Consider the following 23351-nt stretch of genomic DNA (forward strand, 5'->3'; position numbering starts at 1 on the left):
TGCGGCGCTGCGGCCGGTGGAACGGACGGCCCGGCGGGCGCAGGTCGCGGCGTACAACTCCTTCGTGGAGGAACGGGAACGCGGGGTGCGGTAAGCCGCGGGAACGGGGCCGACGCGGGAGCCCGGGGGCCCTGGGGCAGCCCGGAGCCGGGGTGGAAAGGACGCCGACCGGGACCTGCGGCGTGAGATCGGAGGCGACGCCAGCGGTGCGGCGCTGCGGCCGGTGGAACGGACGGCCCGGCGGGCGCAGGTCGCGGCGTACAACTCCTTCGTGGAGGAACGGGAACGCGGGGTGCGGTAAGCCGCCGGAACGGGGCCGACGCGGGAGCCCGGGGGCCCTGGGGCAGCCCGGAGCCGGGGTGGAAAGGACGCCGACCGGGACCTGGGGCGTGAGATCGGAGGCGACGCCCGGCGGTGAGGCGAGCACCTGACAGGCTCCCCGGGCGCGCCCGGGGAGCCTGCGGTCGTCGTCGGCGGGAGTCTCAGTGGTTGAGGCCGAGGTTGCCGAAGGCCGGGTTCAGCACGCCGATGACGTTCACGCTGTCGCCGACCGCGTTCACCGGGACGTGCACCGGCACCTGGGCGACGTTGCCCGAGCCGACGCCCGGGGAGCCGGCGGCCTCGCCGGCCGCGTGGGCGCCGCCGTGAGCCGAGGCCAGACCGGCACCGGCCGCCACCAGACCCCCGGCCACCATCGTCACGGCCGCCGCCTTCTTCATGTTCTTCACTGTCAGCCCCTCCTGGTCGTCCACCGCGGTGATCTCCGCGGCACGTACGGGAGAACGGCGGGGATCACCGCGAGGGTGCGCCATCCGGGTGACATTCCCACGACGGTATGAATCTCGGTCCGGACCGTGACCCTCCGTGTTGCCGCGGGTCGGGCGTTGGTCAGGGCGTGTCAGCCGGTCACGCCGTGGCGTACGGCCCACAGCGCGGCCTGGGTGCGGTCGGCGAGGTCGAGTTTCATCAGGATGTTGGAGACGTGCGTCTTGACGGTCTTCTCGGACAGGACGAGCGCGCGGGCTATCTCACGGTTGGAGCGGCCGTCCGCGATCAGGCCGAGCACCTCTCGCTCCCGCTCGGTGAGCGACCCTCCCCTGCCCTGGCCGGTGCCTGCCTCGTCCTGGGAGAGCAGCGCACCGGCGACCTCGGGCTGGAGCAGGATGTGCCCGGCGTGCACGGAGCGGATGGCGCCGGCGAGGGCGTCGGGGTCCACGTCCTTGTAGACGTACCCGGCGGCGCCCGCGCGCAGGGCCGGGACGACCGTGCGCTGCTCGGTGAAGCTGGTGACGATCAGCACGCGCGCGGGGTTGTCGAGTTCTCGCAGTCTGCGCAGCGCGTCGATGCCGTCCGTGCCCGGCATCTTGACGTCCATGAGGACGACGTCGGGCCGCAGCTCCTCGGCGCGGGCGACTCCCTCGGCGCCGTCGGCGGCCTCGCCGACGACCTCGATGTCGTCCTGTACCTCCAGGAAGGTGCGCAGGCCCCGGCGGACGACCTGGTGGTCGTCGACCAGCAGGACCTTGATCGGTTCACCCACCGGGGACCTCCATCTCGATCGTGGTGCCCTTGCCGGGCGCGGATTCCACGGTCAGCGTGCCGCCGACGCCGCTCGCCCGGTCCCGCATCGAGACGAGGCCGAGGTGGCGGCCGGCGCGGCGGACCGCCGTGGGGTCGAAGCCGCTGCCGTCGTCGGTGACGCGCAGGACGGCTCCGCTGCCGCGCCGGTCCACGGTCACCTCGACCCGGTCGGCGCCGGAGTGGCGCAGGGCGTTGTGCAGGGCCTCCTGGGCGACCCGGAGCAGGGCCTCCTCCTGGGCTGCGGGCAGGGCACGGAAGCCGTTGCTGGTGAAGGTCACGCGCGCGGTGTGGGCGCGGTCGAGGACCCGCGTCTGGGTGCGCAGGGTGGCGATCAGACCGTCCTCGTCCAGCGCGGCGGGCCGCAACTCCACCACGGCGGCGCGCAGTTCGTCGGCGGCCTCGGCGGCGAGGGTGGCCACCTGGTGCAGTTCGCCCTTGGCGCGGACGGGGTCGCGGTCGACGAGGGCGGCCGCCGCCTGGGCGGTCAGGCGCAGGGAGAACAGCTTCTGGCTGACCGCGTCGTGCAGTTCGTGGGCGAGGCGGGAGCGTTCCTCGGCGATGGTCAGTTCGCGGCTGCGCTCGTAGAGGCGGGCGTTGGTGAGGGCGATGGCGGCGTGCTGGGCGAGGATGGAGAGCAGTTCCTCGTCCTCCTGGGTGAAGCCGCAGCTCCCCTCGGGTTTGGGGCAGTTCTTGTTCGCGAGGAACAGGGCGCCGATGACCTCGTCGCCGTCGCGGATGGGCAGGCCCAGGAAGTCGGCGAGGTCGGGGTGGGCGGCCGGCCAGCCCTCGAAGCGGGGGTCCTTGCGCACGTCGGCGAGGCGCTGGGCCTTCGCCTCGTGCAGCATCGCGGCGAGGATGCCGTGCTGGCGCGGGAGCGGGCCGATGGCACGCCATTGCTCGTCGCTGACGCCGTCCACGACGAACTGGGCGAAGCCGCCGTGGTCGTCGGGGACGCCGAGTGCGGCGTACTGCGCGTCGAGCAGCTCGCGGGCGGAGGCGACGATCGTCTTGAGGACGTCGCGCATCTCCAGGTGCCTGCTCATGGCCAGCAGCGCGGAACTCACCGCGGCGAGGCCGGACCGGGGGCCTTGACTCATGTTCCTCACGGTACCGGCGGGGTCGGACAGCGGGGATCGGACCGGTGACGGCGGGCCCCGGTCCGCTGGGCCTAGGCCCGGTGGCGTAGGCCGCCGGTACCGGAGTCGGGGGTGTGGGCCGCCGGCAGCAGGGCGGCGGGCTTAGGCCGCCGGTACGGGGGCGGCGGACGTACGCCGAAGGGCCCCGGCGCTCTGCGGCCCGCGCCCGAGGCGGTCCGGGCAGTGCCGTTCCTAGGTTGAGGTCACCGCCTGAGGGAGGCGGTGAGCGACGAGGGGACGGTAGTCATGCCGGTAGCGATCATCACGGGGGCCTCGAAGGGCCTGGGGCGGGCGCTCGCCGAGGCGCTGGGCGCACGCGGGTGGGACCTGGTGCTCGACGCCCGGGGAGCCGACGCCCTGAAGGAGGCCGCGGAGGCGGTCGCGGGGCACGGTTCGCGGGTGGTGGCACTGCCCGGGGACGTCACGGACGGCGGGCACCGGGCGGAGCTGGTGGCCGCCGCGTGGCGGCTGGGCGGGGTGGACCTGCTGGTGAGCAACGCGAGCGCGCTGGGCGCCGAGCCGCTGGTGCGGCTGGCGGAGCTGCCGCCGGATGGGCTGCGGCGGGCGCTGGAGGTGCACGTGGTGGCGGCGCTCGGGCTGGTCCAGGAGGCGCTGCCGCTGTTGCAGGCGTCGCCGGCGGGCACGGTGATCGCGGTCTCCTCGGACGCGGCGGCGGAGGCGTACGGGACGTGGGGCGGCTACGGCGCCTCCAAGGCGGCCCTGGACCAGCTCGCCGCGGTGCTCGGGGTGGAGGAGCCGGGCCTGCGGGTGTGGGCGGTGGATCCCGGGGACATGGCGACGGACCTGTACACGGCGGCCGTACCGGACGACGACGCGCCGCGTCCGGCGCCCGCCGACGTCGTACCGGCGTTCCTGCGGCTGCTGGACGAGCGGCCGGCGAGCGGCCGGTACGCGGCGCCGTCTCTGCTGGAGGCACGGTGACCGTGTCCACGGGGGTCTTCCCGCTCGGGCCACGCAGGTGGGGGAAGGTCCCCGCGGAGCTGTCCGCGCGCGTGCCCGCCGAGCAGCGGGGGCCGGGGCTGGGGCGGGACGCCGTACGGCTGCTGGTGTCGCGCGGGACGGAGGTGGCGCACCACGCGTTCCGCGAGCTGCCGGGGCTGCTGCGGGCCGGGGATGTGCTGGTGGTCAACACCTCCCCGACGCTGGCCGCCGCGGTCGACGGGCGGATCGGGCACGCGCGCGTGGTGGTGCACTTCTCCACGCGCGGGGACGACGGGCGGTGGGCGGTGGAGCTGCGGGAACCGGACGGGCGCGGTACCACGCGCGCGCGTGCGGGCTCGCCCGCGGGGGAAGAGGTGTCGCTGCCGGGCGGGGGGCGGCTGCTGCTGGAGGAGCCGCTGAGCCCGCGGGGTGAGCGGCTGTGGTGGGCGCGGGTCGCCGGGGCGGACGTGCGGGAGGTGCTCGGCGGTCACGGGCGGCCCATCCGCTACTCCTACACGGAGCGGGACCAGCCGCTGTCCGCCTACCAGACGGTGTTCGCGCTGCCGTCGCCGGACGGGTCGGGCAGTGCCGAGATGCCGAGTGCGGCGCGGCCCTTCACCGCGCGGCTGGTGGCGGAGCTGGTGAGCCGGGGGGTGTGGTTCGCGCCGGTGACGCTGCACACAGGGGTCTCGTCGGCACAGGCGCACGAGCCGCCGTATCCGGAGCGGTTCTCGGTGCCGGAGGCGTCGGCGCGGCTGATCAACCAGGTCCGGGCGGGTCGGGAAGGGTTCGCAGCGCTTCCCCGCAAGGGCGGTGCCGGCGGGGCGGGCGGCCGGGTGATCGCGGTGGGGACGACGGCGGTGCGGGCCGTGGAGTCGGCGGTGGGGCCGGACGGCGTGGTGCGGGCGGCCGAGGGGTGGACGGATCTGGTGGTGACGCCCGAGCGGGGAATACGGGTGGTGGACGGGTTGCTGACCGGTCTGCACGAGCCGGAGGCCTCCCATCTGCTGATGCTGGAGGCCGTCGCCGGGCGGGCGGCGGTGGACCGGGCCTACGAGGAGGCGTTGCGCGCGCTCTACCTGTGGCACGAGTTCGGCGATGTCCACCTCATCCTGCCGGAGGAGAGCCCTCACCGAGAGCATTGCGAGGGCAACAAGCCGTGAGATGGCATGGCGCTCGATGTGAGCCCGCGCATAGGGCCCACATCACGTACGACAGGGCATAGGAGATAAAACCCCCCCGTATGAACGGGACAGACGGCCCCGTCTGTCCCGTTTTGCCCCTCCCTGATCCACTATCGGGCATCGTACGTCACGCCTTTGCCTGGGCATTTTGCGCCCGCTAAGAATTGCTTCCGTCGCTCAGCGCCGCGGGCTTTCCGCCCCGTGGCGTTCGTGTGGGAGGAGCCGATTCCCCCGGCGGACGCAGGAGCGACCTCCGCGCTATCGAAGAGGTCCATCAGCCATGCCCAAGAACATCCTCAACCGTGCCTACAGTCGTCAGCTGACCAAGCACCGCAAGATCGCCGTCGCCGGCGTCGCCGCACTCGGCACCGCCGCCCTCGCCTTCTCTGCCGCTCCCGGCAACACCGGCACGGTCACCACCGGTGCCCCCGCCACGACCGCGCAGGTCGCCGCCACCGGCACCGTCCTGCAGAACGTCAAGGGCACGGTCACGGACCAGCTCGCCGCCAGGAACATCAAGCTCGACACCCTCGCGGCGCAGAAGAAGGCCGCCGACGCCGCCACCGCCAAGCAGGCCGCCGACGCCGCCGCGAAGAAGGCCGCCGTCGCCGCCGTCGCCGACAAGGCCGCCCAGCAGCACGTCGTGACGGCCGCCGCCGGTCGCTCCACCCAGCGCCTGCAGCTGCAGCCGGTCGCCGCGAAGACGTACACCAACAACCTGGACGGCTGGATCCGCCAGTCCCTGGACATCATGAAGTCCAAGCGCATCCCGGGCAGCTACAACGGCCTGCACCGCAACATCATGCGGGAGTCCTCCGGCAACCCCTACGCCATCAACAACTGGGACATCAACGCCGTCAACGGCATCCCGTCCAAGGGTCTGCTCCAGGTGATCCCGCCCACCTTCCAGGCGTACCACGTCGCGGGCACCTCCTGGAACATCTACGACCCGGTCGCCAACATCACCGCCGCAGCCAACTACGCGGCCCACCGGTACGGCTCGATCGACAACGTCAACAGCGCGTACTGAGGCCCTGGCGCGGGACCTCAGCGACGTACGGCCGAAGGGCGGCACCCCCAGCACGGGGATGCCGCCCTTCGGCGTCGCGGGAGCGGGTACCGCGGAGGCGGGCGGTTACTTGCGCATGACCTCCGGCTCGTGGCGGCGCAGGAAGCGGGCCACGAAGAAGCCGCAGAGCGCGCCGAGCGCGATCAGCGCGATCATGTCCATGCTCCAAGCGCCGACCGTGTGGTTCCACAGCGGGTCGTTGTCGCCTGCGGTCTCCGGCGGGCTGATCCGGTTGAAGTCCAGCGTGGCGCCGGCCGCGGCGACCGCCCAGCGGGACGGCATCAGGTACGAGAACTCGTTCACACCGACCGTGCCGTGCAGGGCGAACAGGCAGCCGGTGAAGACGACCTGGATGATCGCGAACATGACCAGCAGCGGCATGGTCTTCTCGGCCGTCTTCACCAGCGAGGAGATGATCAGGCCGAACATCATCGCGGCGAAGCCGAGCCCCATGATCGGCAGGCACAGCTCCAGCAGTGTGGCGTGCCCGAGGATCAGGCCCCGGTCCGGGATCTCGCGCCGGCCGAAGCCGATGACACCGACCAGCAGCCCCTGGAACCCGGTGATCACGCCGAGCACGAACACCTTCGACATCAGGTACGCCGACCGGGACAGGCCGGTGGCACGCTCCCGCTCGTAGATCACCCGTTCCTTGATCAGCTCGCGGACGGAGTTGGCGGCTCCGGCGAAGCAGGCGCCCACGGCCAGGATCAGCAGCACGGTGGTGGCGGTGCCGTTGGGCGCGATCTGGCCGGTCTGCGGGTGGGGGTTGTTGGGCAGCAGACCGTGGTCCGGGTGGATCAGCAGGCTGACCGAGCCGATGACGGCCGGCAGGAGCACCATCAGGGCCAGGAAGCCGCGGTCGGAGGCGATCACCGACACATAGCGCCGCACCAGAGTGACGAACTGGGACAGCCAGCTCTGCGGCTTGGGCGGCCTGATCGCCTGCATCGGCGGCATCTGGACCGCCTGCGGGGCGACCGAGTCGACGTCCGCCGCGTACATCTGGTAGTGCTGCGAGCCCTTCCAGCGGCCCGCCCAGTCGTAGTCGCGGTAGTTCTCGAAGGCGGAGAAGACGTCGGCCCAGCTGTCGTAGCCGAAGAAGTTCAGCGCCTCCCCCGGCGGGCCGAAGTAGGCGACCGCGCCGCCCGGCGCCATCACCAGCAGCTTGTCGCACAGCGCCAGCTCGGCCACCGAGTGGGTGACGACGAGCACGGTACGGCCGTCGTCGGCGAGGCCGCGCAGCAGCTGCATGACGTCGCGGTCCATGCCCGGGTCGAGGCCGGAGGTCGGCTCGTCCAGGAAGATCAGCGACGGCTTGGTCAGCAGCTCCAGGGCCACCGACACGCGCTTGCGCTGGCCGCCGGAGAGCGAGGTGACCTTCTTGTCCTTGTGGATGTCGAGCTTCAGCTCGCGCAGCACCTCGTCGATGCGCGCGTCGCGCTCCTGCGCCGTGGTGTCGGCGGGGAAGCGCAGCTTGGCCGCGTACTTCAGGGCCTTCTTGACGGTCAGCTCCTTGTGCAGGATGTCGTCCTGCGGGACCAGACCGATGCGCTGGCGCAGCTCGGCGAACTGCTTGTACAGGTTCCGGTTGTCGTACAGCACCTCGCCCTGGTTGGCGGGCCGGTAGCCGGTGAGCGCCTTGAGCAGGGTCGACTTGCCGGAACCGGACGGGCCGATCACCGCGACCAGCGACTTCTCGGGGACGCCGAACGAGACGTCCTTGAGGATCTGCTTGCCGCCGTCGACCGTGACGGTCAGGTGACGGGCCGAGAAGGAGACCTCACCGGTGTCGACGAACTCCTCGAGGCGGTCGCCGACGATCCGGAACGTGGAGTGGCCGACGCCGACGATGTCGGTCGGGCCGAGCAGCGCCGAGCCGCCCTTGGCGATCGGCTGGCCGTTGACGTACGTGCCGTTGTGCGAGCCGAGGTCGCGGATCTCGAAGCGGCCGTCGGGCGTGGCGTGGAACTCGGCGTGGTTGCGGGAGACCTGGAGGTCGGAGACGACCAGGTCGTTCTCCAGGGCACGGCCGATGCGCATCACGCGGTCGAGGGCGAACTGGTGGAACGTGGTCGGGCTGCGGTCGCCGTAGACCGGCGGCGCCCCCGCGTCACCGCCGGGCGTCTTCTGTGCGTACTGCTCGGCGGGGCCGGCCTGCTGCTGCGGGAACGCGGGCGGCTGCTGCCAGCCGGCCTGGGGGGCCTGGTGCTGCTCGGGCGCCTGGTACGCGGGCGCCTGGTGGGGTACGGCCTGCTGCGGGGCGGGCTGCTGGTGCGCGGGCGCCTGCTGCCAGTCGGGTGCGACGGCATCCTGGGCCGGGTACGGCGCCGCTGCCTGCGGCTGCTGGGCCGGGCCGCCGACCGGTGCCGTGGCCGCCGACAGGTTCAGCCGCGGTCCGTCGGTCGCGTTGCCGAGGTGCAGCGACGAGCCGGGGCCGATCTCCATGTGCTGGATCCGCCGGCCCTGCGCGTACGTGCCGTTGGTGCTGCCGTGGTCCTCGATGACCCAGCTGCGGCCGTTGAAGCTGACCGTGGCGTGCCGCCAGGAGACCCTGGCGTCGTCGAAGACGATGTCCCCCCGCGGATCACGTCCGAGGATGTATGCCCTGGACGGATCGAGCATCCAGGTCTGTCCATGTGTTTCGAGTACGAGTTCCGGCACTCCATGCCCCACTGAGTTGTCCCCCGAGTTACCCCCGTCGCGGGGAGTCTAGGGATGTCGAACATCGTGGGGAACTATTCCAGGCCCGGCCCCTTGACCGAAACCCGGGCCTTCGCAAGGGGGCTGGGGGCGGGCGCCCCGAGTCGCGTACTCGCGCTCCCTACGTCCTTGCGGGGGCCCGGAGTTGGGGCGGCGCCGGCCGAACTCCTCGCCGGCGCAGGCGTGGTGGTCCGGGGCTGCCCTGAGCTTCGCGGGGCCCTCCGGGACGTGGCCGGCCCGAGCGAACGGCCGGCCGGTGCCGGACAGGACGCGCACGGCGGGTCCGGTGATCTCCGGACCCGCCGGCCGGGGCACCTGCCCGGCCGATCAGCGCAGCGGCAGGACGCCGCCCGGGTGGCCGCGGCGGCCGTCGTCTCCCCCTGCCGTCCGGCCCCGGTCGTGGGACCCTCGTGGTGGGGCCGGGCCGTACCGCTCGCGCGGCAGCGGCGCCGTTTCCCGGTGGCAAGGTCCTCGACACCGGGTCGACACCCATTGTTCCGTGTCCGTCAGGCGGACCTCGACGGCGGGAGGCACTCGGTGCCGGATACGGTGGTGACACCATGAGCGCTTCGCAGACCTCCGCTTCGCAGACCCCCGAGGTCCCCACCCTCCTCGTCAAGATCTTCGGCAAGGACCGGCCGGGCATCACGGCCGGCCTCTTCGACACCCTCGGCGCCTACCTCGTCGACGTGGTCGACATCGAGCAGGTCGTCACCCGGGGCCGCCTGGTGCTGTGCGTGCTGGTGACGCAGCCGCCGGCCGGCCTGGAGGGCGACCTGCGGGCCACCGTGCACAGCTGGGCCGAGTCGATGAAGATGCAGGCGGAGATCATCTCGGGGCACGGCGACAACCGTCCGCGCGGCCTCGGCCGCTCCCTGGTGACGGTCCTCGGCCACCCGCTCACCGCCGAGTCGACCGCCGCGATCGCCGCCCGGATCGCGAAGGCCGGCGGCAACATCGACCGTATCTTCCGCCTCGCGAAGTACCCGGTGACGGCGGTCGAGTTCGCGGTGTCCGGCGTGGAGACCGAGCCGCTGCGCACGGCCCTTGCCTCCGACGCGGCGGCACTGGGTGTCGACATCGCGGTGGTCTCGGCGGGCCTGCACCGGCGCGCCCAGCGGCTGGTGGTCATGGACGTGGACTCGACCCTGATCCAGGACGAGGTCATCGAGCTGTTCGCGGCGCACGCCGGCTGTGAGGACGAGGTCGCCGAGGTGACGGCGGCGGCGATGCGCGGGGAGCTGGACTTCGAGCAGTCGCTGCACGCGCGTGTGGCCCTGCTGAAGGGTCTGGACGCCTCGGTGGTGGAGAAGGTCCGCGAGGAGGTCCGGCTGACGCCGGGCGCGCGCACGCTGATCCGCACCCTGAAGCGGCTCGGTTACCAGGTGGGGGTCGTCTCCGGCGGCTTCACCCAGGTGACCGATGACCTCAAGGAGCGGCTGGGGCTGGACTTCGCGCAGGCCAACACGCTGGAGATCGTCGACGGGAAGCTGACCGGCCGGGTCACCGGCGAGATCGTGGACCGGGCGGGCAAGGCGCGGCTGCTGCGCCGCTTCGCGGCCGAGGCCGGGGTGCCCCTGTCACAGACCGTGGCGATCGGTGACGGCGCGAACGACCTGGACATGCTGAACGCGGCGGGGCTGGGCGTCGCCTTCAACGCCAAGCCGGTGGTCCAGGAGGCGGCGCACACGGCGGTGAACTTCCCCTTCCTCGACACGGTCCTCTACCTCCTCGGGATCACCCGGGAAGAGGTCGAGGCCGCCGACATGAACGACGACGAGGGCTGAGCGAGGCCCCGTCCGCACCGGCTCGCCGAGCGGTCGCACCGGTATCGACTCGCCGTGGACCGGGCCGGCGCCCGGCTGCGGCCGGGCCCCGGCATCCTGTGGGGTGCCGGGCCTCGCCGTCCGAGCGCCGCGCCGGCGCCGGGTCACTCGGAGGGAGCCCAGTAGTCCACGAGTGTGGCCACGCCGGGTTCGACGCCCTTCCAGGGGCCTTCGAAGGACAGCAGGGCGAAGGCGGCGGCGGGGAAGCCCCGCCGGTCCATCCGCGCCCGGGCGTCGTCGCCGGCCGTGCCGGCCAGGATGTCGGCCAGGCCGTGCACGCCGGGGTTGTGGCCGATCAGGATCACGTTCCGCACCTCGTCCGGGACCTCGTTGAGCACGGCGATCAGCTCGCCGGGCGAGGCCTCGTAGACCCGCTCCTCGTAGACGGTCTTCGGCCGGTGCGACAGCTCGTGCACGGCGAGCTTCCAGGTCTCGCGGGTGCGGATCGCCGTGGAGCACAGGGCCAGGTCGAAGGTGATGCCGGTGTCGGCCAGCTTGCGTCCGGCGACGGCGGCGTCCGTGCGGCCGCGCTCGGCGAGCGGGCGCTCGTGGTCGGGGACCTGGGGCCAGTCGGCCTTCGCGTGCCGGAAGAGGACGATCCTGCGGGGTTCTGCGACGCTCATGGGTCCCAGCTTCGCATGAAACAGGGCCCCCGGCTCAGGGAGTTGACATGCGGATTCACCGCGCGAGGAGGTGTGCCGTCAGCGCGCGAGGAGCTGCTGGGCGTGCTCCAGGAGCCGCGTCACCGTCGGGTCGCCGGTCGCCGCCTGGGCGTCCGACGGGTTCAGTATCAGCGCGAGGAGCACGAGGAACGCGAGGGCGGGCAGGGCGAGCGCCCACCAGGGCAGCCTGATGTCGGCACCACCCGTGGTCGCCGGGTGGGGCCGGGAGGGGGTGCGGGCCGCCATGGTCGCCTCCGTGAGTCCTCGGACTGGTCCGTGACCGCCGCGTGCGGCCACTCCTCGAAGGTACGGAAGCGGGGGCGGCCAACCCATCCGGAGTTCCACCCAGTTGACCCTGACCCTTGCCCCCTAGGGGATGGTGGGGCCAGCCCCACCGTCCGCCAGGCGGTCCAGCACCGCGAGGGCCGTGAGAACAGGGAGGACCGGGCCTATCGGGAGGGTCGGGCGGACCGGTGAGACCGGTCGCGGCCCAGGCGGGGCCGGCAGCCCCTCGGGCGCCGTCACGGGGACGCGAGGGTCGCCACGATGGCGATGATCACGAAGATGGCGAGGAACGAGCCGAAGACGAGCAGCATCTTCTTCTGGCCGTTTCGCGGATTCGGGTCGAGCACAGGCTGCATGCGCCCAGTCTCGCACCTCGCCCGCCGCGGCACGGCGCCGGGGCACCCGGCGGGGTCAGCGCGCCGCCTCGTCCTCCACCGTCCGGTCGCGGCCCGCCAGGAAGCCCACCACCATCTGCGGCACCATGAGGGCCGCCATGAGGGCGAGCGGCAGCCCCCAGCCGCCGCTGTGCTGGTAGAGCACGCCGACCAGCAGCGGGCCGGGGATGGAGATCAGGTAGCCGGTGCTCTGGGCGAACGCGGACAACTGGGCCACGCCCGGACCGCTGTGGGCCCGCATGCCGACCATGGTCAGCGCGAGCGGGAAGGCGCAGTTGGCGACGCCGAGCAGCAGGGCCCAGGCCCAGGCGCCGGTGGCAGGAGCGAGGTACAGCCCGGCGTATCCGGCGAGGCCGCAGACACCCAGGACCAGCACGATGGGGCCCTGGTGGGGCAGCCGGGTGGCGACCCTCGGGATGACGAAGGCCAACGGCACGCCCATCACCATGGTGACGGCGAGCAGCACGCCCGCGGTGCCGGCGGACACCCCGGCGTCCCGGAAGATCTGCGGCATCCAGCCCATGGTGATGTAGGCGGCGGTGGCCTGGAGGCCGAAGAAGACGGCGAGCGCCCAGGCGGTGCGGCTGCGGGTGATGCGCAGGCGGGCCTGCTGCCGTTCCGCCCCGCGCGCCGGCTCCCGCTGGGCTGCGGCGGCGCCCCGGTCGCGCACGAGCGGCAGCCAGGGCAGGACGGCGGCGGCGGCGAGGGCCGCCCACACGACGAGGCCGGACTGCCAGCCGCCGCCCAGGGCGTCGGTCAGCGGGACGGTCACCGCGGCGGCGGCGGAGGTGCCGAGCGCGAGGGCCATCGAGTACAGGCCGGTCATGGAGCCGACCCGGTCGGGGAACCAGCGCTTGACGATGACGGGCATCAGGACGTTGCTGACGGCGATGCCCATGAGGGCGAGCGCGCTGGCGGCCACGAATCCCGCGGTGTTGCCCACGTACGGCCGTATGAGCAGGCCGGCGGTGATGGCGGCCATACCGGCGCACACCACGGCGGCCGGTCCGAAGCGGCGGGCCAGGCGGGGCGCGGCGACGCCGAACACGGCGAAGCACAGCGGGGGCACGGAGGTGAGCAGTCCGGCCACGCCGCCGCTCATGCCGAGCCCGTCGCGGACCTCCTCCAGGAGGGCGCCGAGGCTGGTGATGGCCGGGCGGAGGTTCAGTGCGGAGAGCACGATCCCGAGGACGACGAGCCGGACCGCCCACGCGCGCGTGCCGCCCGCGCCGGGCGTCGTCTCCTGGGTGCGCGTCGCGGCCGTACCGCGTCCGGTCGATGACATCGCCGTACGGGTCTCCACTGTCCGGGTTTCCTCACTCGCCATGGGCTCATCATAGAATGATGGGATGATTGGTTGTCCAACCCCGCGGTACCCGTGGCCCGTGTGCCCCGGCCCGTCGTGCGAAGGTGTGCCATGCCTTTGAGCCACCCGCGCCGTTCGGCGCTGTCCGAACAGGTGATCGCCGAACTGCGCAACCAGATCACATCCGGTGAGTGGCCGGTGGGGTCGCGCATCCCGACGGAGCCGGAACTGGTCGAGCAGCTCGGTGTCGCCCGCAACACGGTCCGCGAGGCCGTCCGCGCGCTCGCCCACAACGGCCTGCTGGACATCCGCCAGGGCTCGGGCACGTATGTCGTGGCCACGAGCGAGCTGGCCGGGGTGATGCACCGCCGGTTCGCCGGCGCCGACCCGCGGCACATCGCCGAACTGCGGTCCACGCTGGAGTCGGCGGCGGCGAAACTGGCCGCCGAGCGGCGCACCGAGAAGGACCTGCGGCAGCTGGAGACGCTGCTGGCCCGGCGCGAGGAGGTCTGGGAGGGCGGTGACACGGAGGCCTTCGTGACCGCCGACGCCACCTTCCACCTGGCGGTGGTGGCCGCGTCCCACAACGACGTGATGACCGCGATGTACGCCGACCTGGGCGAGGTGATGCGGGACTGGCTGCGCGCGGACGTCGGGGCGGGGCTGACACCGGAGACGTACATGGACCACACGCGCCTGGTGGACGCGATCCGCGCCGGGGACACGGAGGCGGCGGCGAAGGAGGCCGCGAGCTACCCGTTCCTGTGCAACCCGGGGCGGTTCACCGCACCTTCTGGTGACTGATCCACACCGAGCGCACTTCCTTCCAGCACCGGCCGGTCAGCCGTACGGTCATCGCGGGCCCCGCGTCCACCGGGGCGCTGTCGGTGTCGATGTCCCACCAGCGGCCGCACTCGATGTGCAGCCGCACACGGTCGGTGTCGACGTAGGGGTTGTGGCAGTACGTCACCACGTGGGAGCCCCGGACGGCCGTGCGGCACGAGGCGCCGAACCGGTTCGGCGCGGGCGGCTCGCCGTCGCTCACGCGCGCGTGCGGCAGCGCGTCGTACGGCAGGGACAGGACGAGGGCGAGGGCCACGGTCACCGGGGCCAGGCTGCGGGACAGGCGCACAAGGGAACCTCCTCGGCCGGGCGGCGCGGGGACGAGCGAGGGAAGGCGTAATCCAGGGTGCGCCGTCCGCGCGGCGGCGGCCCGGCCGGAGAGCCGAACGGGTGACGGCCCCGCCGAACGGGCGACGCCCCGTTACCCGCGGGCGGCGGGGAACGGGGCGTCGGTGTGGTCCCGCGGCGATCAGGCGCCGATGGCGTGCAGACCGCCGTCGACGTGGATGATCTCGCCGGTGGTCTTCGGGAACCAGTCGCTCAGCAGGGCGACGACGCCGCGGCCGGCCGGCTCCGGGTCCTTCAGGTCCCACTCCAGCGGGGAGCGGCTGTCCCACACGGAGGCCAGCTCGCCGAAGCCCGGGATGGACTTGGCGGCCATGGAGCCGAGCGGGCCCGCCGAGATGAGGTTGCAGCGGATGTTCTGCTTGCCCAGGTCGCGGGCGATGTAGCGGCTGGTCGCCTCCAGGGCGGCCTTGGCCGGGCCCATCCAGTCGTACTGCGGCCAGGCGAACTGCGCGTCGAAGGTCAGGCCGACGACCGAGCCGCCGTTCTGCATCAGCGGCAGGCAGGCCATCGTGAGCGCCTTCAGGGAGTACGCCGAGACGTGCATGGCGGTGGCGACCGACTCGAACGGCGTGTTCAGGAAGTTGCCGCCGAGCGCGTCCTGCGGGGCGAAACCGATGGAGTGGACGACGCCGTCGAGGCCGCCCAGCTCCTCGCCGACCACGTCGGCCAGGCGGGCGAGGTGCTCGTCGTTGGTGACGTCCAGCTCGATGACCTTGGTGGGCTTCGGCAGCTTCCTGGCGATGCGCTCGGTCAGGGTGGGCCGCGGGAACGCGGTCAGGATGATCTCGGCGCCCTGCTCCTGGGCCAGCTTGGCAGCGTGGAAGGCGATGGAGGCCTCCGTCAGCACACCCGTGATCAGGATGCGCTTGCCTTCGAGGATTCCGCTCATGGTGATCAGTGACCCATTCCCAGTCCGCCGTCAACCGGGATGACGGCTCCAGTGATGTACGAGGCGTCGTCCGAGGCGAGGAACCGCACGGCCGCGGCGATCTCCTCGGGCTGCGCGTAACGGCCGAGCGGCACCTGCGAGACGATGTTCTGGCGCTGCTCGTCGGTGAGCACCTTGGTCATGTCGGTGTCGACGAAGCCGGGCGCGACGACGTTGAAGGTGATGTTGCGCGAGCCCAGCTCCCGGGCGAGGGAACGCGCGAAGCCGACCAGGGCCGCCTTGGACGCGGCGTAGTTCGCCTGGCCCGCCGAGCCGAGCAGGCCGACCACGGACGAGATAAGGACGACGCGGCCCTTCTTGGCGCGCAGCATGGCGCGGTTGGCGCGCTTGACAACACGGAAGGTGCCGGTGAGGTTGGTGTCGATGACCGAGGTGAAGTCCTCCTCGGACATGCGCATCAGGAGCTGGTCCTTGGTGATGCCGGCGTTGGCGATCAGGACCTCGACCGGACCGTGCTGTTCCTCGATCTCCTTGTAGGCCTGCTCCACCTGCTCGGGGTCGGTGATGTCGCACTTGACGGCCAGGCAGCCCAATTCCGTCAGGGCGGCCGGCGGCTCACCCGAGCGGTACGTGATCGCGACCTTGTCGCCGGCGTCGGCGAACGCGCGGGCGATGGCGAGGCCGATGCCCCGGTTGCCTCCGGTGACGAGAACCGAGCGGCTCAACGGATCACCCTTTCGATAGCGGTTGCACACATCCGCCCGGACACCTGGATGACAGGCGGCTTCATCGAAAACCTATCGGTACCGGAACGCGCACGGGCAAGCGGGCACCGACAGTGGCTCAAGGGAGACCCTGTGGGGTTCCTACAGTCCGCCGTCCCGCCGGTGCCTCACCGGCCCGCGGACCGGGCGTCGCGTCCCCCTGGCGGATCGGCGGAGGTCAGCTTCTCACAGAGGTCGTCGGGAGGGTCGTCCGGCAGCACCTTGCGGTGGCCGGCGCTGTGGGTGCCCTGACCACAGTAGCCAACAGCGGCCGCTCGTCCGCCGGGAGCGGGATGTGGCCGCTGAGACAGGCCCGCTCCCGTTCGGACGCCTCCGCGCACAGGAAGGTCCGCTGCCGGCGCTCACGGCGCGGACAGATACGCGGACAGATACCGGAACGCTCCGCGGACAACGATCGGACCATGCGGTATGCACCTCGGGTTCACCGCGACGGGGGCATGATTCACTGCCTGGAAAGGTCTTCACAGGCGACAGCCCGAAGGGATGCCCACCCGTGCCCCATGACATCGATCAGTCATTCCTGGCGCTGCCCCTGAGGGCCCTCGCCGACGCCGTGCTCGCGCGTGCGCGTGCGCTGGGGGCCGAGCACGCGGACTTCCGGTTCGAGCGGGTGCGCAGCGCGTCCTGGCGGCTGCGGGACGCCAGGCCCGCCGGATCGTCGGACACCACCGACCTCGGGTACGCGGTCCGGGTGGTGCACGGCGGTACGTGGGGCTTCGCCTCCGGGGTGGACCTGACCATGGACGCCGCCGCCCGGGTCGCCTCGCAGGCGGTCGCCATGGCCAAGCTGTCCGCGCAGGTGCTCAGGGCCGCCGGTTCCGAGGAGAAGGTCGAGCTGGCCGACGAACCGGTGCACGCCGACAGGACGTGGGTCTCGGCGTACGAGATCGACCCCTTCTCGGTGCCGGACGAGGAGAAGGCGGCGCTGCTCGCGGAGTGGAGCAGCCGGCTGCTGGCCGCGCCGGGCGTCGACCACGTGGACGCCTCGCTGCTCACCGTGCACGAGAACAAGTTCTACGCCGACACCGCCGGGACCGTCACCACCCAGCAGCGGGTGCGGCTGAACCCGCAGCTGACGGCCGTGTCGGTGGACGAGTCGAGCGGGGAGTTCGACTCCATGCGCACCCTCGCGCCGCCGGTGGGGCGCGGCTGGGAGTACCTGACCGGCACCGGCTGGGACTGGGACGGCGAGCTGGAGCGGATCCCGGAGCTGCTCGCCGAGAAGATGCGGGCGCCGAGCGTGGAGCCGGGCCCGTACGACCTGGTGGTCGACCCGTCCAACCTGTGGCTGACCATCCACGAGTCCATCGGCCACGCCACCGAGCTGGACCGCGCCCTCGGCTACGAGGCCGCCTACGCCGGCACCTCCTTCGCCACCTTCGACCAGCTGGGCAAGCTGAAGTACGGCTCCGAGCTGATGAACGTCACCGGCGACCGCACCGCCGAGCACGGCCTCGCGACCATCGGCTACGACGACGAGGGCGTGGCGGCGCAGTCCTGGGACCTGGTGAAGGACGGCACGCTGGTCGGCTACCAGCTGGACCGGCGGATCGCGCGGCTGACCGGGTTCGAGCGGTCCAACGGGTGCGCGTTCGCCGACTCGCCGGCGCACGTGCCGGTGCAGCGCATGGCCAACGTGTCCCTGCGGCCGGACCCGGCCGGGCTGTCCACCGAGGACCTGATCGGCGGTGTCGACCGGGGCGTCTACGTCGTCGGCGACCGGTCCTGGTCCATCGACATGCAGCGCTACAACTTCCAGTTCACCGGCCAGCGCTTCTTCAAGATCGAGAACGGGCGGATCACCGGGCAGCTGAAGGACGTCGCCTACCAGGCCACGACCACGGAGTTCTGGGGCTCTATGGCCGCCGTGGGCGGGCCGCAGACATACGTCCTCGGTGGTGCCTTCAACTGCGGCAAGGCCCAGCCGGGCCAGGTGGCGGCCGTGTCCCACGGGTGCCCGTCCGCCCTCTTCAGGGGCGTCAACATTCTGAACACCACGCAGGAGGCCGGTCGATGAGCGCCCGTACCCACAAGCCGCACGAGGTCGTCGAGCAGGCGCTGGCGCTGTCCCGGGCCGACGGCTGTGTCGTCATCGCCGACGAGCACTCCACCGCCAACCTGCGCTGGGCGGGCAACGCGCTCACCACCAACGGCGTGACCCGGGGCCGTACGCTCACCGTGATCGCGACCGTGGACGGCGCGCAGGGCACCGCCTCCGGTGTGGTGTCGCGGTCCGCGGTCACCGCCGAGGAGCTGGAGCCGCTGGTGCGGGCCGCGGAGGCCGCCGCGCGCGGTGCCGGGCCCGCCGAGGACGCGCAGCCGCTGGTCGGCGGGGTGCCGCAGTCCCCGGACTTCACGGACGCGCCCGCCGAGACCTCCTCCGCCGTGTTCGCCGACTTCGCCCCGGCGCTCGGCGAGGCCTTCGCACGCGCGCGTGCCGGCGGCCGGGAGCTGTACGGCTTCGCCAACCACGAGCTGGTCTCGACGTATCTGGGGACGTCCACCGGGCTGCGCCTCAGGCACGACCAGCCCACCGGCACGCTGGAGCTGAACGCCAAGTCCCCGGACCGTGCCCGCTCGGCGTGGGCGGGCCGGTCCACGCGGGACTTCACGGACGTCGACCCCGGCGCCATGGACGCCGAGCTGGCCGTACGGCTCGGCTGGGCGGAGCGGCGCGTGGAGCTGCCCGCCGGCCGCTACGAGACGCTGTTGCCGCCGACCGCCGTGGCGGACCTGCTGATCTACCAGCTGTGGTCCGCGTCGGGCCGGGACGCGGCCGAGGGCCGGACGGTGTTCTCCAGGCCCGGTGGGGGCACGCGGGTCGGTGAGAAGCTGAGCGGGCTGCCGCTGACCCTGCGCAGCGACCCGGACGAGCCGGGCCTTCAGTGCCCGCCCTTCGTGGTCGCGCACTCCTCCGGCGGCGACCAGTCGGTGTTCGACAACGGGCTCCCGGCCCGTGCCACCGACTGGATCTCCGGGGGCGTGCTGAAGCACCTGACCACCACCCGGCACAGCGCGGGCCTGACCGGGCTGCCGGTCGCCCCGGTGCTCGGCAACCTGATCCTGGACGGCGGTGACGACCGTTCCCTGGCCCAGATGGTCGCGGACACCGAGCGCGGGCTGCTGCTGACCTGTCTGTGGTACATCCGCGAGGTCGACCCGGCGACGCTGCTGCTGACGGGCCTGACCCGGGACGGCGTCTACCTCGTGGAGAACGGCGAGGTGACCGGGCAGGTGAACAACTTCCGGTTCAACGAGTCCCCGGTGAGCCTGCTGGGCCGGGCCACGGAGGCGGGGCGGACGGAGAAGACGCTGCCGCGCGAGTGGAGCGACTGGTTCACCCGGGCCGCGATGCCCGCGCTGCGCATCCCCGATTTCAACATGAGCTCTGTCAGCCAGGGCGTATAACCTCGTAGGCGTTCGTGGTCGGGTGCGCCCGGCTGCCAGAAGATCATCAAGGAGACACGAGAACCGTGACGGACATCGTCGACGAGCTGAAGTGGCGGGGGCTGATCGCCCTCTCCACGGACGAGGACGCATTGCGCAAGGCGTTCGCGGACGGCCCCGTCACGTTCTATTGCGGCTTCGACCCGACCGCGCCCAGCCTGCACCTCGGCAACCTGGTGCAGATCCTGACGATGCGCCGCATCCAGGAGGCGGGCAACCGTCCGCTGGCGCTGGTCGGCGGTGCCACGGGTCTCATCGGCGACCCGAAGCCCACGGCCGAGCGCACGCTGAACGCGCCGGAGGTCGTGGCCGGCTGGGTGGAGCGGCTGCGCGCGCAGATCGAGCCGCTGCTCCACTTCGACGGGCCGAACGCCGCGGTGATGGTCAACAACCTGGACTGGACCCAGGGCCTGTCGGCCATCGAGTTCCTGCGGGACATCGGCAAGTACTTCCGGGTCAACAAGATGATCGCCAAGGAGGCCGTCTCCCGCCGGCTCAACTCCGACGCGGGCATCAGCTACACCGAGTTCAGCTACCAGATCCTCCAGGGCATGGACTTCCTGGAGCTGTACCGGCGGCACGGCTGCACGCTCCAGACCGGCGGCAGCGACCAGTGGGGCAACCTCACCTCGGGCACCGACCTGATCCACCGGGTCGAGCCGGAGGCCGTGGTGCACGCGCTGGGCACGCCGCTGATCACCAAGGCCGACGGCACCAAGTTCGGCAAGACCGAGTCCGGCACGGTGTGGCTCGACCCCGAGATGACCACGCCGTACGCGTTCTACCAGTTCTGGGTCAACGCCGACGACCGGGACGTCTCCAAGTTCCTGCGCATCTTCAGCTTCAGGTCGCGTGAGGAGATCGAGGAGCTGGAGCGGCAGACCGCGGAGCGGCCGCAGGCGCGGGCGGCGCAGCGGGCGCTCGCCGAGGAGCTGACGACGCTGGTGCACGGCGCCGGCCAGACGGCGGCGGTGATCGCCGCGTCCCGCGCCCTGTTCGGGCAGGGCGAGCTGGCGGAGCTGGACGAGCGGACGCTGGCGGCGGCGCTGTCCGAGCTGCCGCACATCCGGGTCGGCGAGCCGGCCCCGGTGACCGATCTGTTCGCCGAGGTCGGGCTGGTCGCGAGCAAGTCCGCGGCGCGGCGGACCGTGAAGGAGGGCGGGGCCTACGTGAACAACGTGAAGGTCACGGCCGAGGACGCGGTGCCGTCCGCCGGGGACCTGATCCACGGGCGGTGGCTGGTGCTGCGGCGCGGGAAGAGGAACCTGGCGGCCGTGGAGGTCACGGGCGCCTGAGCGTCAGGGGCGCGGGGCAGCCCGCACCACCGCGGCCACGGGATGGCCGGGGCGTGCGGGGCCCCGCGCCCCTTTTCGGGTCAGGCCCGCTGCTGTTTCCGCTTGCCCAGCGTCGCCATGTAGAGGGCGTCCACCGCGGCGACGATGATGATCGCGGCCACGAGCTGGAAGATGTGGCGGGTCCAGTCGATGCCGCGGGTCGCCGCCACGCCGACGGCGCGGGCGACCGCGTTGCCCACGATGGCGCCGAGCATGCCGCAGATGGTGGTCAGCCACAGGGGGCTGTGCTGCTTGCCCGGGATGATCGCCTTGGCGATGAGACCCAGGACGAATCCCACGATGATCGCCCACAACCAGCCCATGGCTGCCTCCTCGTACGGCTCGACGTGAGCATTACGGCCAGTGTGGTTCGGTCCGCCGTACGGCGCATGTCGGGTTCCCCCGTACGCGACGGGGTTCCCGGGCGTCGTCGCAGGCCGGGGGGTGACCCGGTCTCGAAGCCGGCGCGGGCGCGGCGTACCGTGGGTGTGATGTCCCGACCGGTTCCCCGCCGGAGGTGGACGAGGGTGCGGGCCGGGGAGAGTCCGATGCGGGCGGATGGTGGAATGTGATGCGGAAACAGCACGGCGGCAGCGTCCAGGTGTTCCGGATCACCGGCGCCCGGACCGGACTCGCCGAGGATGTCCGGGGCCGGCAGCGGCGGTACGTGATCTCGATGGCGATCCGTACCGTGTCGGTGATTCTGGCGGTCTCGCTGTGGAACGTCGAGCGGTACGTCGCGATCGTCGCGCTCGTGCTCGGCGCGGTCCTGCCCTACATCGCGGTGGTGATCGCCAACGCGGGACGGGAGAGGCCGCCGTCCCTGCCGTCCACATTCGTCACCGCGCCGATGCGTCCGATGATCGCGCCGTCGGGGACCGAGGACGGGCGGGCGGAACCCGGGGGGCAGTCCGTGCGGGAAGCCGCGACGGAGGACGTGCCGACGCACTCTGGGCCCGGAGCGCGCGGTGAGCCCGCCGATCCTGTCTGAGCCCGCCGGACGCACGGGAAGCGGAATGCGACCGTGCGCCAAGCTCAAGAAAACCTCAGATCAATCCTGTTGTTCCGGTGCCGGGCGGCGGGGTACCCGTGACATACTGCGTACGCGCTCCGCATCCCCCGTCGGAGCGATGGACCGACGCCGGGCAGCTCCCCCCGTGGCTGCCCGGCGTCGCCTTGTCTGGTGCCCACTTGTCTGTGCCCATGAGACGAACCCGAGACGAACCCGTGAGTGACGAGACCCCGATCTGCTCCGCCAAGGGCTGCCGTGCCGCCGCCGTGTGGGTGCTGGCGTGGAACAACCCGAAGGTGCACACGCCGGAACGCCGCAAGACATGGCTGGCCTGCGAGGAACACCGCGAGCACCTGTCGCAGTTCCTCGGGGTGCGCGGTTTCCTGAAGGACGTCGTGGCGTTCGACGAGTGGCGGGCGGCCGAGGGAGCCTAGCCGCCGATCGCGGACATCGGGCGGTCCGGCTGGACGAACGACGGGTCGTCCAGGCCGGCTCCCGCCTTCTTGCCCCACATGGCGAGCTTCCAGATGCGGGCGATCTCCTCGTCCGGGGCGCCCGAGCGCAGGGCGGCGCGCAGGTCGGTCTCCTCGGTGGCGAACAGGCAGGTGCGTATCTGGCCGTCGGCGGTCAGGCGGGTGCGGTCGCAGGCCGCGCAGAACGGCCGGGTGACGGAGGCGATCACGCCGACGCGGTGCGGGCCGCCGTCGACCAGCCAGCGCTCGGCCGGTGCCGAGCCGCGTTCGTCGGCGCCCTCGGGGCTGAGGTCGAAGCGGGTGCGCAGGGAGGCCAGGATGTCCCCGGCGGTGACCATGCCCTCGCGCTTCCAGCCGTGCTGGGCGTCCAGGGGCATCTGCTCGATGAAGCGCAGTTCGTAGTCGTGCGCCACCGCCCAGGCGAGCAGGTCCGGGGCCTCGTCGTCGTTCAGCCCCGGCATCAGGACCGAGTTGACCTTGACGGGGTTCAGCCCGGCTTCGCGGGCGGCCTCCAGGCCCTCCAGCACGTCCTTGTGGCGGTCGCGGCGGGTGAGCGTCTTGAAGACGTCCGGGCGCAGGGTGTCCAGGGAGACGTTGACCCGGTCCAGGCCCGCCGCCTTCAGCGCGGCCGCGGTGCGCCGCAGGCCGATGCCGTTGGTGGTGAGGGACATCTGGGGACGCGGCTCCAGCGCGGCGACGCGCTCGACGATGCCGACCAGTCCCGGGCGCAGCAGCGGTTCACCGCCGGTGAAGCGGACCTCCTCGATGCCGAGCGTGCGGACCGCGATGTCGATGAGGCGGACGATCTCGTCGTCCGTGAGCAGGTCGGGCTTGGCCAGCCACTGCAGGCCCTCCTCGGGCATGCAGTAGGTGCAGCGCAGGTTGCACCGGTCGGTCAGCGAGACCCTCAGATCGGTGGCCACCCGGCCGTAGGTGTCGATGAGCACGTGGGCCCCCTGCCTCTCCCGGTCACTCATTCTCGGTCGCGCGTGCGTCGCCCGTCACCTGCGAGCCTACGTGACGCCGCTGACATCGACAGCGGCACGTTCCCACGAGGTACGGCGCGACCGCGTCGTAGGACCGTACAGTCCGTGACGACGCGGTCGCCGGTGCGTACCCTCCGTGGCCCGC

23 protein-coding genes are annotated in these 23351 nt (G+C 72.2%); 10 read left to right on the forward strand and 13 right to left on the reverse strand.

The features are described from left to right. Positions 1–482 precede the first annotated feature (482 nt). The 3 genes from ACZ5DC_RS21365 to ACZ5DC_RS21375 form a co-directional block, all read right to left on the reverse strand. Entirely contained in the window at positions 483–728 is a 246-nt protein-coding gene (locus tag ACZ5DC_RS21365) for a chaplin (RefSeq protein WP_468655520.1), read from the reverse strand. Positions 729–898: 170 nt separating this feature from the next. Further along, positions 899–1540: a response regulator transcription factor gene (locus tag ACZ5DC_RS21370; protein ID WP_366753768.1), complete on the reverse strand. Its 642-nt coding sequence runs from the start codon at positions 1538–1540 to the stop codon at positions 899–901. Continuing rightward, positions 1533–2678: a GAF domain-containing sensor histidine kinase gene (locus tag ACZ5DC_RS21375; RefSeq protein ID WP_468654916.1), complete on the reverse strand. Its 1146-nt coding sequence runs from the start codon at positions 2676–2678 to the stop codon at positions 1533–1535. The genes ACZ5DC_RS21370 and ACZ5DC_RS21375 overlap by 8 nt, the downstream gene beginning before the upstream one ends. Positions 2679–2963: 285 nt before the next feature. On the opposite strand from ACZ5DC_RS21375, the gene ACZ5DC_RS21380 reads away from it, so the two are divergent. The 3 genes from ACZ5DC_RS21380 (at position 2964) to ACZ5DC_RS21390 (ending at position 5873) form a co-directional block, all read left to right on the forward strand. Continuing rightward, positions 2964–3659 (forward strand): SDR family NAD(P)-dependent oxidoreductase, encoded by a 696-nt coding sequence (locus tag ACZ5DC_RS21380; protein ID WP_468654918.1) that lies wholly within the window; start codon positions 2964–2966, stop codon positions 3657–3659. Then, entirely contained in the window at positions 3656–4822 is a 1167-nt protein-coding gene (locus ACZ5DC_RS21385) for an S-adenosylmethionine:tRNA ribosyltransferase-isomerase (protein ID WP_468654920.1), read from the forward strand. Before ACZ5DC_RS21380 ends, ACZ5DC_RS21385 begins: the two co-directional genes overlap by 4 nt. A 301-nt stretch (positions 4823–5123) precedes the next feature. After that, on the forward strand, positions 5124–5873 hold the full coding sequence (locus tag ACZ5DC_RS21390) for a transglycosylase SLT domain-containing protein (RefSeq protein WP_468654922.1): 750 nt from the start codon (positions 5124–5126) through the stop codon (positions 5871–5873). A gap of 105 nt (positions 5874–5978) precedes the next feature. Here the strand turns inward: ACZ5DC_RS21390 and ACZ5DC_RS21395 are convergent, their stop codons facing one another. Further along, the gene (locus ACZ5DC_RS21395) at positions 5979–8576 is read right to left on the reverse strand and encodes an ABC transporter ATP-binding protein/permease (protein ID WP_468654924.1); all 2598 of its coding nucleotides are present in this window, start codon (positions 8574–8576) and stop codon (positions 5979–5981) included. A gap of 599 nt (positions 8577–9175) precedes the next feature. Here ACZ5DC_RS21395 and serB point away from each other — a divergent pair. After that, positions 9176–10402, forward strand: a complete 1227-nt coding sequence (gene serB / locus ACZ5DC_RS21400) for a phosphoserine phosphatase SerB (RefSeq protein ID WP_468654926.1) — start codon at positions 9176–9178, stop codon at positions 10400–10402. Between the two features lie 143 nt (positions 10403–10545). Here serB and ACZ5DC_RS21405 read toward each other — a convergent pair whose 3' ends face one another. From ACZ5DC_RS21405 to ACZ5DC_RS21420, 4 genes are all read right to left on the reverse strand, one after another. After that, positions 10546–11064 (reverse strand): SixA phosphatase family protein, encoded by a 519-nt coding sequence (locus ACZ5DC_RS21405; protein WP_366753761.1) that lies wholly within the window; start codon positions 11062–11064, stop codon positions 10546–10548. A gap of 78 nt (positions 11065–11142) precedes the next feature. Continuing rightward, positions 11143–11349, reverse strand: coding sequence for a hypothetical protein (locus ACZ5DC_RS21410; protein ID WP_468654928.1), 207 nt, complete (start codon positions 11347–11349; stop codon positions 11143–11145). 275 nt (positions 11350–11624) lie between these two features. Then, positions 11625–11744 carry an SGM_5486 family transporter-associated protein gene (locus ACZ5DC_RS21415; RefSeq protein ID WP_468654930.1) on the reverse strand — a complete coding sequence of 40 codons (120 nt, stop codon included), beginning with the start codon at positions 11742–11744 and terminating at the stop codon, positions 11625–11627. Between the two features lie 55 nt (positions 11745–11799). Next, a complete protein-coding gene (locus ACZ5DC_RS21420) occupies positions 11800–13068 on the reverse strand; it encodes a CynX/NimT family MFS transporter (RefSeq protein ID WP_468655522.1) in 1269 nt (422 codons plus the stop codon). 132 nt (positions 13069–13200) lie between these two features. Here ACZ5DC_RS21420 and ACZ5DC_RS21425 point away from each other — a divergent pair, with 132 nt between their 5' ends. Then, positions 13201–13893, forward strand: coding sequence for a FadR/GntR family transcriptional regulator (locus ACZ5DC_RS21425; RefSeq protein WP_468654932.1), 693 nt, complete (start codon positions 13201–13203; stop codon positions 13891–13893). Here ACZ5DC_RS21425 and ACZ5DC_RS21430 read toward each other — a convergent pair. The 3 genes from ACZ5DC_RS21430 to fabG form a co-directional block, all read right to left on the reverse strand. After that, the gene (locus ACZ5DC_RS21430) at positions 13871–14221 is read right to left on the reverse strand and encodes a hypothetical protein (RefSeq protein ID WP_468654934.1); all 351 of its coding nucleotides are present in this window, start codon (positions 14219–14221) and stop codon (positions 13871–13873) included. The genes ACZ5DC_RS21425 and ACZ5DC_RS21430 overlap by 23 nt on opposite strands. Before the next feature lie 180 nt (positions 14222–14401). Beyond that, positions 14402–15169: an enoyl-ACP reductase FabI gene (fabI, locus tag ACZ5DC_RS21435; protein WP_468654936.1), complete on the reverse strand. Its 768-nt coding sequence runs from the start codon at positions 15167–15169 to the stop codon at positions 14402–14404. Between the two features lie 5 nt (positions 15170–15174). Beyond that, positions 15175–15894, reverse strand: coding sequence for a 3-oxoacyl-[acyl-carrier-protein] reductase (gene fabG, locus ACZ5DC_RS21440; protein ID WP_468654938.1), 720 nt, complete (start codon positions 15892–15894; stop codon positions 15175–15177). Positions 15895–16447: 553 nt separating this feature from the next. Between fabG and ACZ5DC_RS21445 the strand changes: the two genes are divergently transcribed. From ACZ5DC_RS21445 to tyrS, 3 genes are all read left to right on the forward strand, one after another. Then, entirely contained in the window at positions 16448–17971 is a 1524-nt protein-coding gene (locus ACZ5DC_RS21445) for a TldD/PmbA family protein (RefSeq protein ID WP_468654940.1), read from the forward strand. Then, on the forward strand, positions 17968–19362 hold the full coding sequence (locus tag ACZ5DC_RS21450) for a metallopeptidase TldD-related protein (protein WP_366753752.1): 1395 nt from the start codon (positions 17968–17970) through the stop codon (positions 19360–19362). The genes ACZ5DC_RS21445 and ACZ5DC_RS21450 overlap by 4 nt, the downstream gene beginning before the upstream one ends. A 65-nt stretch (positions 19363–19427) precedes the next feature. Beyond that, complete coding sequence (tyrS, locus tag ACZ5DC_RS21455) at positions 19428–20696, forward strand: tyrosine--tRNA ligase (protein WP_468654943.1); 1269 nt, start codon at positions 19428–19430, stop codon at positions 20694–20696. An 80-nt stretch (positions 20697–20776) separates the two neighbouring features. Here tyrS and ACZ5DC_RS21460 read toward each other — a convergent pair whose 3' ends face one another. Then, a complete protein-coding gene (locus tag ACZ5DC_RS21460; RefSeq protein ID WP_366753750.1) occupies positions 20777–21058 on the reverse strand; it encodes a GlsB/YeaQ/YmgE family stress response membrane protein in 282 nt (93 codons plus the stop codon). A 248-nt stretch (positions 21059–21306) separates the two neighbouring features. On the opposite strand from ACZ5DC_RS21460, the gene ACZ5DC_RS21465 reads away from it, so the two are divergent. Further along, positions 21307–21726 carry a DUF3099 domain-containing protein gene (locus ACZ5DC_RS21465; protein WP_468654945.1) on the forward strand — a complete coding sequence of 140 codons (420 nt, stop codon included), beginning with the start codon at positions 21307–21309 and terminating at the stop codon, positions 21724–21726. Between the two features lie 236 nt (positions 21727–21962). Continuing rightward, positions 21963–22181 (forward strand): hypothetical protein, encoded by a 219-nt coding sequence (locus tag ACZ5DC_RS21470; protein ID WP_014671880.1) that lies wholly within the window; start codon positions 21963–21965, stop codon positions 22179–22181. Here the strand turns inward: ACZ5DC_RS21470 and moaA are convergent. After that, on the reverse strand, positions 22178–23167 hold the full coding sequence (gene moaA / locus ACZ5DC_RS21475; protein WP_366753748.1) for a GTP 3',8-cyclase MoaA: 990 nt from the start codon (positions 23165–23167) through the stop codon (positions 22178–22180). The genes ACZ5DC_RS21470 and moaA overlap by 4 nt on opposite strands. Positions 23168–23351: the final 184 nt, after the last annotated feature.

Source organism: Streptomyces sp. NPDC031445 (assembly GCF_055581365.1).